The sequence below is a fragment of the Curtobacterium sp. BNK-1 genome (assembly GCF_048685235.1).
Classification (GTDB): Bacteria; Pseudomonadota; Gammaproteobacteria; order Enterobacterales; family Enterobacteriaceae; genus Pantoea; species Pantoea agglomerans.
Genome location: NZ_JBLQTJ010000001.1, coordinates 3,916,873 through 3,933,445 on the forward strand (window position 1 = coordinate 3,916,873; position 16,573 = coordinate 3,933,445).

Annotated in this window: 10 protein-coding genes; 7 read left to right on the forward strand and 3 right to left on the reverse strand. The window is 58.1% G+C overall.

Annotated elements, in window-relative coordinates; genetic code table 11:
* Positions 1 to 51 precede the first annotated feature (51 nt).
* Genes bcsG through bcsE form a run of 3 tightly spaced genes read right to left on the reverse strand, consistent with a single transcriptional unit; the run spans position 52 to position 3,436 of the window.
* Positions 52 to 1,713 carry a cellulose biosynthesis protein BcsG gene (bcsG, locus tag ACMGGP_RS18485; RefSeq protein ID WP_498798696.1) on the reverse strand — a complete coding sequence of 554 codons (1,662 nt, stop codon included), beginning with the start codon at positions 1,711 to 1,713 and terminating at the stop codon, positions 52 to 54.
* Positions 1,713 to 1,901 (reverse strand): cellulose biosynthesis protein BcsF, encoded by a 189-nt coding sequence (gene bcsF, locus ACMGGP_RS18490; protein ID WP_010671654.1) that lies wholly within the window; start codon positions 1,899 to 1,901, stop codon positions 1,713 to 1,715. Before bcsF ends, bcsG begins: the two co-directional genes overlap by 1 nt.
* Positions 1,901 to 3,436, reverse strand: a complete 1,536-nt coding sequence (gene bcsE / locus ACMGGP_RS18495) for a cellulose biosynthesis protein BcsE (protein ID WP_031590330.1) — start codon at positions 3,434 to 3,436, stop codon at positions 1,901 to 1,903. Before bcsE ends, bcsF begins: the two co-directional genes overlap by 1 nt.
* 206 nt (positions 3,437 to 3,642) lie before the next feature.
* On the opposite strand from bcsE, the gene bcsR reads away from it, so the two are divergent.
* From bcsR to ACMGGP_RS18530, 7 genes are all read left to right on the forward strand, one after another.
* A complete protein-coding gene (gene bcsR / locus ACMGGP_RS18500; RefSeq protein WP_010257416.1) occupies positions 3,643 to 3,840 on the forward strand; it encodes a cellulose biosynthesis protein BcsR in 198 nt (65 codons plus the stop codon).
* Complete coding sequence (gene bcsQ, locus ACMGGP_RS18505) at positions 3,840 to 4,571, forward strand: cellulose biosynthesis protein BcsQ (RefSeq protein WP_010257415.1); 732 nt, start codon at positions 3,840 to 3,842, stop codon at positions 4,569 to 4,571. The genes bcsR and bcsQ overlap by 1 nt, the downstream gene beginning before the upstream one ends.
* The gene (gene bcsA, locus ACMGGP_RS18510; protein ID WP_320504221.1) at positions 4,568 to 7,171 is read left to right on the forward strand and encodes a UDP-forming cellulose synthase catalytic subunit; all 2,604 of its coding nucleotides are present in this window, start codon (positions 4,568 to 4,570) and stop codon (positions 7,169 to 7,171) included. Before bcsQ ends, bcsA begins: the two co-directional genes overlap by 4 nt.
* Before the next feature lie 4 nt (positions 7,172 to 7,175).
* On the forward strand, positions 7,176 to 9,464 hold the full coding sequence (gene bcsB / locus ACMGGP_RS18515) for a cellulose biosynthesis cyclic di-GMP-binding regulatory protein BcsB (protein ID WP_425013909.1): 2,289 nt from the start codon (positions 7,176 to 7,178) through the stop codon (positions 9,462 to 9,464).
* Positions 9,457 to 12,924 carry a cellulose synthase complex outer membrane protein BcsC gene (gene bcsC / locus ACMGGP_RS18520; protein ID WP_498798697.1) on the forward strand — a complete coding sequence of 1,156 codons (3,468 nt, stop codon included), beginning with the start codon at positions 9,457 to 9,459 and terminating at the stop codon, positions 12,922 to 12,924. The genes bcsB and bcsC overlap by 8 nt, the downstream gene beginning before the upstream one ends.
* 116 nt (positions 12,925 to 13,040) lie before the next feature.
* Complete coding sequence (gene hmsP, locus ACMGGP_RS18525; protein ID WP_074399317.1) at positions 13,041 to 15,047, forward strand: biofilm formation regulator HmsP; 2,007 nt, start codon at positions 13,041 to 13,043, stop codon at positions 15,045 to 15,047.
* 225 nt (positions 15,048 to 15,272) lie between these two features.
* Entirely contained in the window at positions 15,273 to 16,562 is a 1,290-nt protein-coding gene (locus ACMGGP_RS18530; protein WP_010257403.1) for a dicarboxylate/amino acid:cation symporter, read from the forward strand.
* Positions 16,563 to 16,573: the final 11 nt, after the last annotated feature.

The window sequence follows — 16,573 nt, forward strand, 5'->3', positions numbered from 1 at the left end:
TGACCCGCCTTTAACTGCCGGGTCACGGCTCTGCAACCCGGCGGTCACGCGTTACTGCGGATAGGCGACCCAGTCGCCGCCGTTCAGCCTGATCCAGGGTTTGCCCTGATACATTATCACCACTGCACCGTCATTTTCCGACACCACCGGCGTCTGCGGCAGCTTGTCAGTCAGCACCGACATATTCACATTCGGGGCATTAAATACCTGCCCATCTACGACGCGCGACACAATCTCTGACAAGGCCAGCAGGCTGGTCGGCGCATCAATGTTCAATGGCTGAGCCTGATGCGGCGCCTTCATTCCGACGAACTTAATGCCTACCGGTACGTGAGTAATATCCGGGCTGGGAATATCGCGCAAGCCGGACATCTGCATTTTGTCTCCCTGCAGCGCGGCACCGTGCTCGGGCACTACCAGTACCATGACGCGGCGGCCCGACTTCTCCAGCTGCGTCATAAAGGCATCAAGCTGATCGAATAGTAGTTGCGCGCGCGGTTTCCACGGTGCCGTTTTGGTGCTGCCGAGTTCACGGGTGCCGTCGTGCAGCGGGATCAGATTGTAGAAGGTGGCGCTGCGTGCATCGCTGCTTTTGCTGCGGTCGTCCAGCCAGCGCTGCATCAGTTGCGCATCGTTGAATACCGGCGAGCCGTCGAATGATGTCAGTTCTGGTGCGATACCCGCCTGTGACATCAGCGGTGCCTGAATATCGCCGCCCTCGCGCACCTCCTTCAGATAGTTACCGAATACGCCGGTGTGATCCATCATCAACTGCTCTTTAAAGCCCAGCTTCGCCAGATTGTCGAACAGATAGCAACGCGGATCGGCAGGTTTATAGAGATCGCTATGCGAGGTCTGGCCACAACTGGCACGCAGCAGTCGGATACCCGCCGGTCCGCTGTAGCTGGTTGCGGCGTTGTAATTGCTCAGCATGATGTCGAAATGCTGCCACAGCGGATGGTTACGCAGCTGAGAAGCATCCATATCAGACCAGGCGAGCGAACAGATATTGATCACCAGGATGTCGAAAGGCTGCGAATCGGCAGGCAGATTGTCGGGAAAATGCGTCACGCGCTGGCGTTCACTTTCATGAAAGCGGTTCAGCCAGGCGGTGAGATTTGCGCTGGTCGGCGGCGCAGACTGCTCCAGTCCATCCGGCGTGGCGGCTGGCTGGCCGCCGCTGGGTGTCTGATTCAATACGACCTGTGGCGTAGCCGTCCGGGTCGGCAGCAGCGACATCGCCGGGCCAGCAATCGTCAGCACGTTAAGCCAGATCAGCATCAGCGAAACCAGCACAGTGATGCGAACCCATTGTGAAACAAACAGATAGAGAACCAGCAGCACAAAGGCGGCTCCCACCATTTGCCAGTTAATAAAGCGATCGGCCAGGTCGAGCAGATAGGCCGCAGAGAAGCCCGCCAGCTGATCGCCCTGGCTGAGTATGCTGCTGAGTCCTGGCAGCCAGGTGTCGTGCCAGAACAGCGCGATGCCAACCGGAATCGAGATCAACTGGCGGATGCGATGCAGGCGCGCCGAGGGTAACGGAAAAAGCAGCCAGGCGAGAAACACCAGATTGCTCAGGGCGTGAAAATTGAGATAGCCATACCACAGCAGGCCGAACTTCAGTAAAAAGTAGAAATTCCAGCCGCCCAGTCCGCGCCAGGAGGACCAGAAGCGGGAAGAGGAGGCCGCCGAGGGTTGATCAGTATTCATTAATTTTTTCTATCCGTTTCAGAGGATTGACGCTGCCAGTGACCTTCCGATTTAAGCGCGCGCGCTGGCAACAAACGATTCATGATGCCGTTCCAGCGACGGGGTAGCCATTTTTGATATAATGGCTTTAAAAACAACAGGATAAACAGAATAAGTAGCGCAATTTGTACCCAGTCCATCAGATTCATCAGGCTTTGTTCTCCGGCAGTAAAGTGATGGGCTGCGGTGCAGCGCGTTCATGTGTTTCAGGCCGGCTCTCAACGGCGGCGCGGGCCGTCTCTGATACCGGAGCCAGATCCTGAATTGCCATCGGCGTCAGTTTCTTAATATTGCTGACTTCCGCGAGGATCTGATTATCCTCAAACCAGACCATCCGGTTAGCAAACAGCTCGTCGTGAGGCAGAGAAAAGATATATTTCAATGCCTTATCAAGGTCGTTATAGCGGCAGGAAGAGAGGAAAAGGATGACACGATCTTCCAGCACCGTGACCAGGTCGCCAAAGCGGCGCGGTTTACAGAGCGTCAGGATTTGCTGAGGCTTAAGCTGTGGCACAGGCCGCAACGCGACCAGCAGGCCCTTATCATTTTCCGGCAGCAGGGTATTGCTGATCAACTGGCCGACTGACTGACAGAAGGCATCGAGACGCAGGTAGCCTTTCTCATGCAGAGGCTGCAACGAAGCGGTTAACGCCTCAAGACTGGCGGGAACGCGACGGTTAAACACCTGTCCCTGAAGGCCCTCCAGCGTGGTCAGAAAGCGCGACATTGTGGCGTTGGTCGGGACGATGGCGTTTACACCGCAGGCCAGCAGCAGACGTTCGTCGCTATAACGCAGGCTTGCACCCATCTCGCGCACCACAATTTTCAGTCCGTTGCCGCGTGTACGACGCAGGCTGTGCACCATCTTCGCCAGTTCGTTGATATATTCGCTGCGGGTCAGGCTGAAAATCACCGTTGCGGCATTGGCCTGCTGCGCCCGCAACCAGACCTGCTCATTATCCTCGAACAGTTGCCACTGGCGTGAAAGCGGCGGCGCGCCCTCGAGCACGATGTTGTCCGCAAGATAATGCTGCTCGTCGTTGAGGCTCAGTGGTTCCTGCTTTTCATTTAAGGTAAAAAAGCGTTCATTTTCACAGCCCAGACGTATTGCCCGATCGGCAAGCAGGCGTTCCGCGGCATACCACCAGTTAATTCGATACTGCCAGCTATCCTGCTGAAAGCTCAAATGCGCAACGCCATCCAGCTGACGAAAATAACGCTGAAGATGATTACTCAGATTTATTATTGTGGTGCCGGAGGTCACGATTAAAAGGGTGAGCTTTCTTTTATGCAGCGTCTGACGCATGCCCTTTATCCAGCGGGATAATTCTGCGTCATCAAGCTTATCCCATTGCGCTGCGTTGCTATTAAATATCACTAACCCATTTTTACTGCCGAGCGTGCGCAGAAAATCACTTTCCAGCTGCAACAAACTGCCTTTGCTTTTGGAAAGAGAAAACAGCGGAATACGATCGGGTCCGCCAGGTGGGTCGGGCGTCAGCAAATCACGCGGCGGCTGGTCAGCGCTGATCAGCGTTACGGCCTGCTGATGTGAAATTACCTGTCGAATAAAAGTGCGGGCGTCATCCTGCCGCGCACAGGTCACCCAATAACAGCCAGGCGTTTGCAATGCCGTTAATTCAGGCTGAACATGCAACAGCCCCAGCGAAAAAGAATTTTTCATATTGAATTCGTTATTTTTCCAGTCCAGGCTAGCTTATTATAGACAGGCCGGGATGTAACCTGAGAAATTTAAACATTGCTAATCACAGGCCGGCTCACATTGTTCTGCAATTGCCGCGTTTCTGGAAATATTTTTCAACTTTCCTTTACGCGTACGCGCAGTCGGTCATCCTGAGTGTGACGTTGTTTTATTTTTGGCGAACAGTAATGAAAAACCACAATCTCTATAACCCTGTTGCCGCTGATGGCGATCGTCAGGATGATATTAGTGCGTTACGTGATGCGTTTTCTTTGCACTCTTTCCGCTATGTCGACATTGCGCGGGAAGAGCGTCTGAAAGCGATCGTGTCGCGCTGGCCGCTGTTAGCGGAAACCCTTGCCAGCCAGTCTGAGACCGATCGCTGATGCCGCAGATCGCGCTTCAGGGCGTACGGGGCGGCGTCGGCACGACTTCTCTTTGCGCCGGATTGGGCTGGGCGCTGGCGGCACTCGGCGAACGAGTATTGTTGATCGATGGCTCCCCGGTCAGCCAGCTCGGCGTGCATTTTAATCTGCCCGCTCAGCAGGATAATGGCTGGATGAAAGCACTGTGTGAGGGCGGTGACTGGCAGCACAGCGGGCTTCGCTATCCCGATGGTCCTGATTTGCTGCCTCACGGGGTGCTTTCCCATCAGCATGCTTTGACTATTGCCAGACAGAATGAGGCGATCGCCGCGCCGCTGCTCCAGGCATTACCGGACCTGCGGGCGCGCTATCAGTGGATTATTTTCGATCTGCCTGCCGATACCCTGCCCTGGCATGAAACGCTCTATCCCACGCTGGACAGCCTGTTGTGCGTCACTCAGCCAGACGCGAATTGCCATTTACGGCTTAGCCAGCGCCAGTTTCCGGCGCGCACCCGGTTTATTATCAATCAGTTTAATGCCAACAGTCGTCTGCAGCAGGATCTGCATCAGCTCTGGATGGCCTCGCTGAATCCGCTGATACCGCTGCTGATCCACCGGGATGAGGCGCTGGCAGAAGCGCTGATGATGAAGCAGCCGGTCGGTGAATACCGGCCACATGCGTTGGTCAGTGAAGAGATCATCACGCTGGCAAGCTGGCTGCTGCTCAATCTGAATGGAGTGAGCTCTTGAATCCGTTGTGCTGGCTGTTAACGGCGCCCGCCTGGCAATCGCTGCACAGGGGCTATACCACAGCGCGAGGCAATGGCGCGTCCCGCTTCGCCAGTGCGCTTCATCTGTTCTGGTCGGTGCTGGGCCTGATGCTGCTTCGCTTCGAAACGCCAGGCTGGCAGCGGATTATTCAGCAGCGCCGCCGGCTCTATCCGCACATTTCGCCGGAGCGGCCGCGACCGCTGGATATTCTGCGTTATCTGATCCAGACGCTGTGGCTTTTGGTGATCCTGCCGCAGAGCGATCGCGCTCGTGGCGGTTTCCGTGGCCTCGGTGCGCTTTCTGGCTGGCGCCACCATGGCTACCGCTGGCTGGACAAGGCCGTTGCCCACTCACAGACCCAGGGAATCGATGTGCGCATCGAACAATGGCTGAAGCGGCTGTCGCCGCTGGTGCGACGCAGCCTCTTCGCCGTCACCGCCCTGTTTGCCACGTTGCTGGCGCTGCTCTGTATCAGCCAGCCGTTTGGCCTGATGACGCAGTTTATCTTTGTGGTACTGCTCTGGAGTCTGGCGATGCTGGTACGACGCGTCCCGGGGCGTTTCCCGACCATGATGCTGATTGTGCTGTCGCTGACCGTATCGTGCCGCTACCTCTGGTGGCGCTATACCTCGACGCTGAACTGGGACGATCCGCTGAGTCTGGTGTTTGGTCTGCTGCTTATTGCGGCAGAGACCTACGCCTGGGTGGTGCTGGTGCTGGGCTATTTTCAGACGCTCTGGCCGCTTAATCGTCAGCCAGTGTCGATGCCTGTCGATCGGGATCAGTGGCCAGGCATCGATCTGCTGGTGCCAACCTACAACGAACCGCTCAGCGTGGTCAGACCCACCATCTACGCTGCCATGGGCATCGACTGGCCGAAAGACCGCCTGAATATCTATCTGCTCGACGACGGCGACCGGCCGGAATTCCGCGACTTTGCCGCCAGCGTGGGTATCAACTATGTCGTCCGTCCCACCCATGAGCACGCCAAGGCCGGCAATATTAATCACGCGCTGAAAAAGTACTGCCGCAGCGAATTTGTGGTGATTTTCGACTGTGACCATGTGCCGACGCGCGCCTTTTTGCAGATGACCATGGGCTGGTTTATTAAAGATCCCCGGCTGGCGATGATGCAGACGCCGCATCACTTCTTCTCGCCTGATCCGTTTGAGCGCAATCTCGGGCGGTTTCGTCGTACGCCCAATGAGGGTTCGCTCTTTTATGGGCTGGTGCAGGACGGTAATGATACCTGGGATGCCACCTTTTTCTGCGGCTCCTGCGCCGTGCTGCGCCGCAGCGCGCTGGATGAAATTGGCGGTATTGCGGTGGAAACCGTTACCGAAGATGCCCATACCTCGCTGCGGCTGCACCGGCGCGGCTACACTTCGGCCTACATCCGCATTCCTCAGGCGGCCGGACTGGCGACCGAAAGTCTGTCAGCGCATATCGGACAGCGTATCCGCTGGGCACGCGGTATGGTGCAGATCTTCCGCCTTGATAACCCGCTGTTTGGTAAGGGGCTGAAGTGGGTACAGCGGCTCTGTTATGCCAACGCCATGCTGCACTTTCTCTCTGGCATTCCGCGGCTGGTCTTCCTGCTGGCGCCGCTGGCGTTTCTGCTCTGTCATGCCTACATCATCTACGCACCTGCGCTGGCGATCGCCATTTATGTTTTGCCCCATATGCTGCATACCAGCCTCACCAACTCGCGTATTCAGGGACGCTGGCGACACTCTTTCTGGAGCGAGGTCTACGAGACGGTGCTGGCCTGGTATATCGCCCGGCCTACCACCGTGGCGCTGTTCAATCCTCATAAAGGGAAGTTTAACGTCACCGCAAAAGGCGGGCTGGTAGAGGAGGAGCATCTGGACTGGGTGATAACCAAGCCCTATATGCTGCTGGTGCTGCTCAACCTCGCAGGGGTTTTGATGGCGTTCTGGCGCATGCAGCACGGTCCGGCCAATGAGGTACTGACGGTATGGGTGAGCCTGATTTGGGTGCTCTACAACATGATTATTCTTGGCGGTGCGGTAGCGGTTTCGGTTGAAGCACGGCAGATCCGTGAGGCGCACCGGGTGGAGATCGCCATGCCGGCCGCCATTGCACGCGAAGATGGTCATATGCTGCCCTGTACGCTGCGTGACTACTCTGACGGCGGCGTCGGGCTGGAGATGCGCGAGCCGGATGCGCTGCGGGAGAATGAAAAAGTGTGGCTGCTGCTGCGTCGTGGACAGCAGGAGTTCAGCTTCCCGTGCCAGGTGCAGCGTGTCTTTGGCCACCGGGCTGGCGTGCGTCTCCATCAACTGACCACTCAGCAGCATATTGAATTTATCCAGTGTACCTTCGCCCGCGCCGATACCTGGGCGCTGTGGCAGGACGGTTTTCCGGAAGATAAACCGGTCCAGAGCCTCGCCGATATCATGATCCTCGGTTTCAAAGGTTACCTGCGCCTGGCGGAATATGGCCCGCCGCAGTTACGTCGGCTGTTTAACCTGCTTACCGTTGGGGTGAGCTGGCTGGCTTCGCTGTTGCCGCAAGGCATCGGACGTGTGCCAGCTTCAAAAAACGCATTGAGTTGATGATATGACGATACCGAGAGTAAACAGGTGGTTTGCCGCTCTGCTGCTGGGCAGTGCAACGTTAAGCTGTGCCGCCGCGCAGGAGGACGCGCCCGCAAACATCGCTGGTGTAACGCCTGTGCAATCTTTACCGCAGGATAACGGCGCGCCGCTGCGGAACAGCCAGCTGAGCTTTGCCCAGCTGGCACCGCCGCCTGGCAGCATGACGCTGCGTGGCACCCGCACTACCGGACAGATTGAGTTCGGTGTGCGCAGCGATGAGGTGGTGACGCGCGCGTTGCTGAACCTTAGCTTTCGGCCTTCGCCCGCACTGCTGCCGACGCTGTCGCAGCTGAAGGTTTATCTCAATGATGAGCTGGTCGGTCTGATTACCCTGACGCCGGAACAGCTGGGTAAAGAGATCCAGACGCAGCTGTCGATCGATCCGCGCTACATTGCCGACTTTAACCGCGTGCGTTTCGAGCTGGTGGGCCACTACGCCAACGTCTGTGAAAATCCTGCCAATAGCGCAATCTGGCTGGATATCGGCAAACAGAGCGGCATCGATCTGACGCTGCAAAAACTGCCGCTGAAAAATGACCTCTCCCACTTCCCGGAACCCTTTTTTGATTCGCGGGATACGCGACCGCTGACTCTGCCGATGGTGTTCAGCGCCCAGCCGGATGTCACGCAGCAGCGGGCTGCCGCCATTCTTGCTTCCTGGTTTGGCAGCAAAACGGGCTGGCGCGGGCAGCGTTTCCCGGTGCTGTATAACCAGCTACCGCAACAGCAGCATGCGGTGGTGTTTGCCACCAACGAAGCGCGCCCGGATTTCCTGAAAGATCTACCGCCGGTGACGAAACCCACAGTAGAGATTGTCAGCCAGCCCGATAATCCGTATGAAAAAATGCTGCTGATTCTGGGACGCAACGATGAGGACCTGCTGACGGCGGTTCAGGGTCTCGCCCAGGGTGAGCTGCTGCTGCGCGGCGATACCTCAACCATCGACAGCGTTAAGCTGCTCTCCCCGCGCCAGGCTTATGACGCCCCTAACTGGGTGCGGACCGATCGCCGCACCACTTTCGCCGAACTGACGCAATATGAGAATCAGTTGCAGTCTGATGGGGTGCAGCCTAATCCCGTCAGCCTGACCCTCAATCTGCCGCCCGATCTCTTCCTGGTTCGCGCGCGCGGTATCGACATGGATCTGAGCTATCGCTATACCGCGCCTTTCCAGTCGGATGGCTCACGGCTGGCGGTCAACCTGAATAATCAGTTCATTCAGGATTATCCGCTGCCGCCGAAAAATACGACGGGTCAGCAGCTGCTGCATATTCCGCTGATTCAGGGAATGCTGGACAAGAGCCATGAGCTGCTGATTCCGGCGCTGCGCCTCGGGGTGGTGAATCAGCTGCGCTTCGATTTTGATTACGCCAACATCACCATCAGCGGCAACGCGGATGGACGCTGCGAAACTGTAACGCCGATTACGCATCATGTGGTGGTGGACGACAATTCCAGCATCGATTTTTCCGGCTATCGCCACTACATCGAAATGCCGTCGCTACGCGCCTGGGCGAATGCGGGCTTTCCGTTCAGCCGCTACGCCGATCTGGCGCAAACCCTGGTACTGATGCCGCCAAAACCCGATGCAGAGCAGGTCAGCACGCTGCTGAATACGTTGGGCAATATGGGTGCGCAAACCGGCTATCCGGCGCTGCGCGTTCAGTTGACCGATGACTGGGCCACGGCGAAGAAGCAGGATGTGGATCTGCTGATGATCGGCGTCATCCCCAAAGATCTTCAGGATGACCAGCGGATCCCGGCGCTGGTCGACGCCACCGCCAGCTGGCTGAAAGAGCCTGTGCGACAAATCACTCCGGAGGTGAACCCGCAAAGTCAGCGCGAGCAGGCGGCAGAAAGCACGACGACTATCAGCTCCCGCGGCCCGCTGGCAACGGTGATTGGCTTCCAGTCACCTTTTTACGATCAGCGCAGCGTTGTCGCGTTGCTCGCCGATGGCACGCCGCGCAGCTGGCAGTTGCTCAACGAGGCGATGGGTGACAGCGGCAAGCGTGGCACGATGTCTGGCTCCACCGTGGTGATCCGTGAGTCAGGGGTTAACAGCCTGCGCGTGGGAGAGAGCTACTACGTTGGTCATCTGCCGTGGTGGGAGCGTCTCTGGTCGCTACTCTCCGTCCATCCCTTCTGGCTGGCACTCTGCGCACTCTTTGTAGTGGTGCTGTTTGCGCTGATGACCTGGCGTCTGATGCGAATTATTACCCGTCGTCGTTTACTGGATGAAGATGAATAACGCACAGGTGCTGCGGGCAGGCATGCTGCTCGGCGCACTGAGTGCGCTGCCGGGGCTGGCTGCACCGGTCGACGGACCGGAGGTGTCGCCGGTCGAATGGTTGCTGTCACAGGTACGCACCGGTGAGTCGACCAACAAATACGATCTGGTGCAGCAATCGCTCTACCGGCTTGAGAAGATCGATCCCGATAATCCGCAGGTGCTGGCGGCTCGCCTGCGGCTGGCGCTGCGTCAGGGCGATATCCCTAAAGCGCAGATGCTGCTGGAGCAGCTGAAAAAGGTTGCGCCCGACTCCGCCGCGACGCGTGAATCCGCCGTCGGCCTGACGCTGATGTCGTCGGATGGGCGGCAGCAGCTGCAGCAGGCGCGCCTGCTCGCCACCTCGGGGCGCCTGGCGGAGGCGAAAAGTGCTTACGATGCGTTGTTCGGAGGGGTTTTTCCGGATGCGAATACGGCGCTGGAATACTGGCGGCTGCTGGCACGCACTCCCGGTCAGGAGAGCGTCGCTTACCAGCAGCTGCAGGCGCTGGAGCAGCGCTACCCGGGCAATATCGGGGTTGAGCTGCAAATTGCACGCATGGCATTTGATCAACAGCAGCCGGAGCAGGCGATAGCGCAGTTGAAAAAGCTGGCAAACAGCAACGGCGGACGCGCCGCCGCCGCCGATCTCTGGCTGCAGCAGATCAACGATCAGCCGGTCAGCGACAGCAGCGTGGCGCAGTTAAAGGATTATCTGGCTGTTTTTACCGACGGCGACGCGCACCAGCAGGGCGCGGAAGTGCTGGCGAAGCAGCAGGCGCAGCTCGCCGATCCCGCCTATCGCGAGCGGATGCGTGGCCTGGCGCTGGTCGAGGCGGGCGATGTGAATAATGCGATGGCAGCGCTTAGCCGGGCACTGAAGGATAACCCCAACGACGCCGAACTGATGGGTGCAATGGGGCAGACTCAGGCACGCGCCGGCCATCGTGACACGGCGGTGCTCTGGCTGGAACGCGCCGTTGAGGCGGGCAAGCAGAGTACGCTGATCGGCAAATGGCAGTCACTGCTGCAGACTAACCGTTACTGGCTGGCGGTCGAACAGGGCGATAAGGCGCTGGCGCAGCATGACGTTGAGGGGGCCGAACGCGCTTATCGCGCCGCACAGAAAATTGATAGCACCGACAGCTATGCCCTGATTGGCTTGGGCGATGTGGCGATGGCGCGCAAAGATGCGGCAGGTGCCGAACTATTCTGGCAGCATGCGCTAAGGCTGGACGCGACCAACACCACCACCGTGCGTCGCCTGGCCGGGCTTTATCAGGCCGAGTCGCCTGCCCGCGTCATGCAGTTTATCAGTACGCTACCCGCCGGTCAGCAGCGCGAGATGGCGGGAACGTTGCGCGCGTTGCGCAGTGACAGCCTGCGCGCCGAGGCCGATGCGCTCGCCCGGCAGAATAAATGGCCGCAGGCGGCAGAGAAGTATCGGGCGGCGCTGGCGCTGCAGCCGGATGACGTCTGGCTCAGTTATCGGCTGGCGAGCGCGCTACGCGACGGTGGGGCCACCCAACAGGCGGATGCGCAGATCGCGACGCTGCAACAGCAGCATCCCGGAGATGCGACCGCGCTCTACGCCGCCGCGCTCTACCTTTCCAGCCGGGATAATGATGACGCCGCACTGGCAACGCTGCATCGCCTGCCTGAAACGCAGTGGAACAGCAATATGCATGAGCTGGCTGACCGGCTCGGGCAGGATAAAATTTTTGCCAGCGCCGAAGCGCTTCGTGCGGCAGGGCAGGAGCGGGCAGCGGTGACGCTGCTTTACCAGCAGCCGGTTTCCAGCCGACGCGACCTGACGCTGGCCGACTGGGCGCTGGCTCGCGGGGATGCGCAGCAGGCACTGGAGATCTATCAGCAGGTGCTGTCAGGTGAAGCTGACAACAGCGACGCAGCGCTGGGACGAATCGAAGCGCTGGTTGCCCTCCAGCGCAACAGCGAAGCACGGCAGGCACTTGAGCAGCAGCCAGCCCAGCCCAACACTCTTAATGCCGATCGCCGCGCCGCGCTGGCATGGCAGGCGGTGGGCGAAACCACGCAGGCTGCCGTGCGCTTTGCCAGCCTGAAGCAGCGCGCTGCGTCACTGGCGCCTTCGCAGGATAAGGCACTGGTGTTTCGTGATGCGGCACGGCTGGAGCGCGCACAGCAGCAGCCAGAGATCGCGCTGGCGGATTATCGTCAGGCGATGACGGCCAGCGGTATCGGCAGCGGCGAAAGTATCAGCCGCGCGACACGCTCTCAGGAACAGGATGACTGGCTGAAGCGCAGTATTCGCAGCGACACCGCAGATCTCTATCGTCAGCGTGAGACCACGCTGACGGTGCAGCAGGACTATTCGCGCAATAAGGGTACGGCTGGGGTCTCCGACTTTACTGCCCATACCACCATGCTGCAGGCGGAAAGTCCGTTTGCCGACGGACGCGGCTTTTTCCGTCTCGACCGGGTGGACGTCTCGGCAGGGAGTTTTACCACCCGTAACGGCAGCTTCGACGAGCAGTTTGGTAGCTGCGACGACGCCAGTTCCGGCGGATGCAGCCGCGATGCCAGTCAGCGCGCCGAGGGCACTGCGCTGGGCGTCGGCTGGTATAATGACCGCTGGTCAGCGGATCTGGGTACCACGCCGCTGGGCTTTGAGGTGACCAACTGGACCGGCGGTCTGAGCTGGAAAACTGACGTCAGGGATCTTGGCGTGACGCTGACCGCCTCGCGACGGCCGATCGCCAGTTCGCTGCTTTCCTATGCGGGCGCGCGCGATCCATCAGCCAACGGTGGAAAAAGCTGGGGCGGCGTAGTGGCAACGGGTGGCAGCATCGGGCTGAGTTACGATCAGGGCGGCGCACACGGTGTCTGGGGCGACATCAGCGCGCATCAGATCACCGGTAAAAACGTTGCGGATAACAGTCGCGAGCGCTTAATGGCCGGCTACTACTACAAGCTCATTAATAGCGATAATCGCCGGGCCACCGTCGGGCTTAACAGTATGCTCTGGCACTATCAGAAGGATCTCAGCGATTACACCTTCGGTCAGGGCGGCTACTACAGTCCGCAGCAGTATCTCTCCTTTTCCGTGCCGGTCACCTGGCGACAGCGGACAGAAAACTGGTCGTTCGACCTGGGCGGCTCGGTTTCCTGGTCACATTCGAAAACCGATGCGCAGCAGCGCTATCCGGTCAATCCCGGCTTTACCCTGGCCAGCAATCCCGTTTCCGCCAGCAGCACCGGCAGCGGCACGGGGTATACGCTGCAGGGCGTGGTTGAACGTCGTATCACACCCGACTGGTTTATCGGGGTGGGCGTCGATATTCAACAGGCAAAAGACTATACCCCAAGCCACGGGCTTATCTACGTGCGTTACTCTGCCGCAGGCTGGGAAGGGGATCTGGATATGCCGCCACAGCCGCTGACCCCTTACGCGGATTTTAAATAATCCCGACCGGGAAAAAGCCGGACTTTTCAGACGGTAAAAAAGTCAGTTTATGGGATATACTGGCGGGCATTGTACTGTCTGCTATCTGGGCTTTTTTCATCGTCAGGAGAATATTTTTGCGCGTAAGCCGGTCACTTACGATAAAGCAGATGGCGACAGTTTCGCTGGTTGCGGTTATCACCATCAGCATCTTTATCGTCATCCAACTGTTTCATTTTGTGCAGCAGCGCAGGATTGACTACGCCCAGCAGATGGAGAATATCGCACACACCGTCCGCCAGCCGCTGTCGGAAGCGGTACTGCGCGCCGATATTTCTCAGGCCGAACGCATTCTCCATTCACTGAAACCTGCCGGTATTTTATCGCGCGCCGATGTGGTGCTGCCGAATGCGTTTCAGGCTCTGCATGCCGACTTCGAAACGGAGAAACCGGTGCCGCGTCTGGTGGCGCGACTGTTTGAGCTGCCGGTGCAGATTACCCTGCCGCTCTATTCAGTGGAAAATACCGGGATGCCGAAACCGCTGGCCTATCTGGTGCTGCAGGCTAACTCGACACGCGTCTACCAGTTTATTCTCAGCACGCTCTCGACCATGATTATCACCTATCTGCTGCTGGCACTGATCCTGTCAGTGGCGATCAGCTGGTGTATCAACCGGCTGGTGGTGCATCCGCTGCGCAATCTCTCGCGGGAGCTGCAGGAGCTGCCGCCGCAGTCGATTCTGACGCATAAGCTGTCACTGCCGCAGAGCCACCGCGATGATGAAATCGGCATGCTGATCCGCAGCTACAACCGCAATCAGCAGGTGCTGGAGTCGATACATGATGAGATGAGCCGGCTGACCACCCATTTTCCCGTGACCGATCTGCCCAACCGTACCCTGTTTCTGGCGCTGGTCGAGCAGTTCATGAGCAGCCCGGAACAGCCGCTGGGGCTGATGGTGATCCGCATTGAAACCCTGCAGGAAGCCAACGGCGTATTGAGCGATGAGCAGCGCGATACGCTGATGCTGACGCTGGTGGAGAAGATCCGTAATACGCTGGATGACCATACTCTGCTGGCGCAGACCGGGACCAGCGACTTTGTTCTGTTAATGAAGCGTGCCAGCAATCCGTTCCGCGCCCTGCGTCTGGCCCGTAACCTGATGATTCGCCTTAATCAGCCGGTCAACCTTTATCAGCTGCAGCTGCGTCCTAACGTCAGCATTGGTCTGGCGCTGCGCGATGATCAGCCGCTGAGCGCCAGTGATCTGCTTGGCCGCGCGACCTCAGCGATGATGTCGGCCCGTCATCAGGGCAAAAATCAGATCCTGTTCTTTGACGCCGCGTTAACCGAGCGCGCGCAAAAACGTCTGACCCAGGAGCATGACATTCTGCAGGGGCTGCACAATGAGCAGTTCGCCCTCTATCTGCAACCTCAGGTCGATATGCGCACCGGCACGTTAGTCGGCGCGGAAGCGCTGCTGCGTATGCGCCAGCCAGACGGCAGCTACGGTCTGACCGAAGAGTTTATTGCCAGTGCCGAAGAGATTGGCGTGATTAGCGCGATTGGCCGCTGGGTGTTTGAAGAGGCGTGCCGCATTCTGGCAGGCTGGCAGCGACAGGGCATTATGTTGCCGCTGAGTGTGAATATTTCCGCTGTGCAACTGCGTGACTCGGGCGTGGTCTCTCATCTGCAATCCCTGCTGACGCGCCACCGCATCGCACCTGGCACCTTCGTGCTGGAAGTGACAGAAACGGCTCAGCTTGATGATGCTGAACAGGCGATATCGATGCTGCGGATGCTGCAGCAGACCGGCGTAGCCGTGGCTCTGGACGATTTCGGCATGGGCTACTCCAACCTTAACTACCTCCATCAGCTGAAAGCGTTGCCGGTTAACAAGCTGAAGATGGATCGCAGCTTCGTGGCGGCGCTGCCGCATGACGACACCATGGTCTGCATCGTGGCGGCCATCGCCGAGATTATCCATCTGGAGGTGATTGCCGAAGGCGTGGAGACAGCGGAACAACGTGACTGGCTGCTGGCGCGCGGCATCTCTATCGGACAGGGCTATCTGTATGCTGAAGCGCTGCCTCTGACCCGATTCAATCAGGCATGGATCGAAAACTCCTCACTACCGCAATAATTGCCTGATTCATTGATTTTGCGAGAATTTTAGTTACAAAACCCCCTGCTGAAGCGTTTCAGTTCAGAATTACGATCCCCGGGTTTCCTGGGCGTTTGTCACCCTGTATTAATCACGTAAACAGAGTGTTATTTTCGGGTTACTGTCAGGCGCCACCTCTGTTGCCCGCCAGTCACAATAACGAATCCGACAACATCACCTCACGGCGTTAGTGGACACCTGTTTATGAAAACCTCACTTTTTAAAAGCCTTTATTTCCAGGTGCTGATGGCGATTGGCATCGGCGTTTTGTTAGGCCATTTTTACCCGGAGTTAGGGACCCAGATGAAGCCGCTGGGAGATGGCTTTGTTAAGTTAATCAAGATGATTATCGCCCCGGTGATTTTCTGTACCGTGGTGACCGGCATCGCTGGCATGGAAAGCATGAAAGCGGTAGGACGGACCGGCGCGGTTGCACTGCTCTATTTTGAAATTGTCAGCACCATCGCGCTGATTATCGGCCTGATCGTGGTTAACGTGGTGCAGCCAGGTGCCGGGATGAACGTTGATCCTGCCACGCTGGATGCCAAAGCCGTGGCGATTTATGCGCAACAGGCAGAACAGCAGGGCATCGTCGCTTTCCTGCTGGATGTTATCCCCAACAGCGTGATTGGCGCCTTTGCCAGCGGCAATATTCTGCAGGTGCTGCTGTTTGCCATTCTGTTTGGTTTTGCCCTGCATCGTCTGGGTAACACTGGCACGCTGATTTTCAACGTGATTGAAAGCTTCTCAAAAGTGATTTTCGGCATCATCAACATGATCATGCGTCTGGCACCGATAGGGGCATTTGGCGCGATGGCGTTCACTATCGGCAAGTATGGCGTGGGCTCACTGGTGCAGCTCGGCCAGCTGATTATCTGCTTCTACATCACCTGTATTCTGTTTGTGGTGATCGTGCTGGGGCTGATTGCACGCCTGTTTGCCGGATTCAGCATCTTTAAGTTCATCGCCTATATCAAAGAAGAGCTGCTGATTGTGCTGGGCACTTCCTCTTCCGAGTCTGCGCTGCCGCGTATGCTGGATAAGATGGAGAAGCTGGGCTGCAAGAAATCGGTGGTAGGGCTGGTGATCCCCACCGGTTACTCCTTTAACCTGGACGGCACCTCGATTTACCTGACCATGGCGGCAGTATTTATCGCTCAGGCGACCAATGCGCACATGGACATTTTCCATCAGATTACGCTGCTGGTGGTGCTGCTGCTCTCCTCCAAAGGCGCGGCGGGAGTAACCGGGAGCGGATTTATCGTGCTGGCGGCGACGCTCTCTGCGGTGGGACATCTGCCGGTGGCGGGTCTGGCGCTCATTCTCGGTATCGACCGCTTTATGTCCGAAGCCCGTGCGCTGACCAACCTGATCGGTAACGGTGTGGCGACCGTGGTGGTGGCGAAGTGGGTCGATCAGCTGGATCATAAACAGCTGACCGACACGCTGGCAGGCCGGAATAAGGAGAATAAAGCGTCTGAATCTTCAATTTAATCATTGAATTT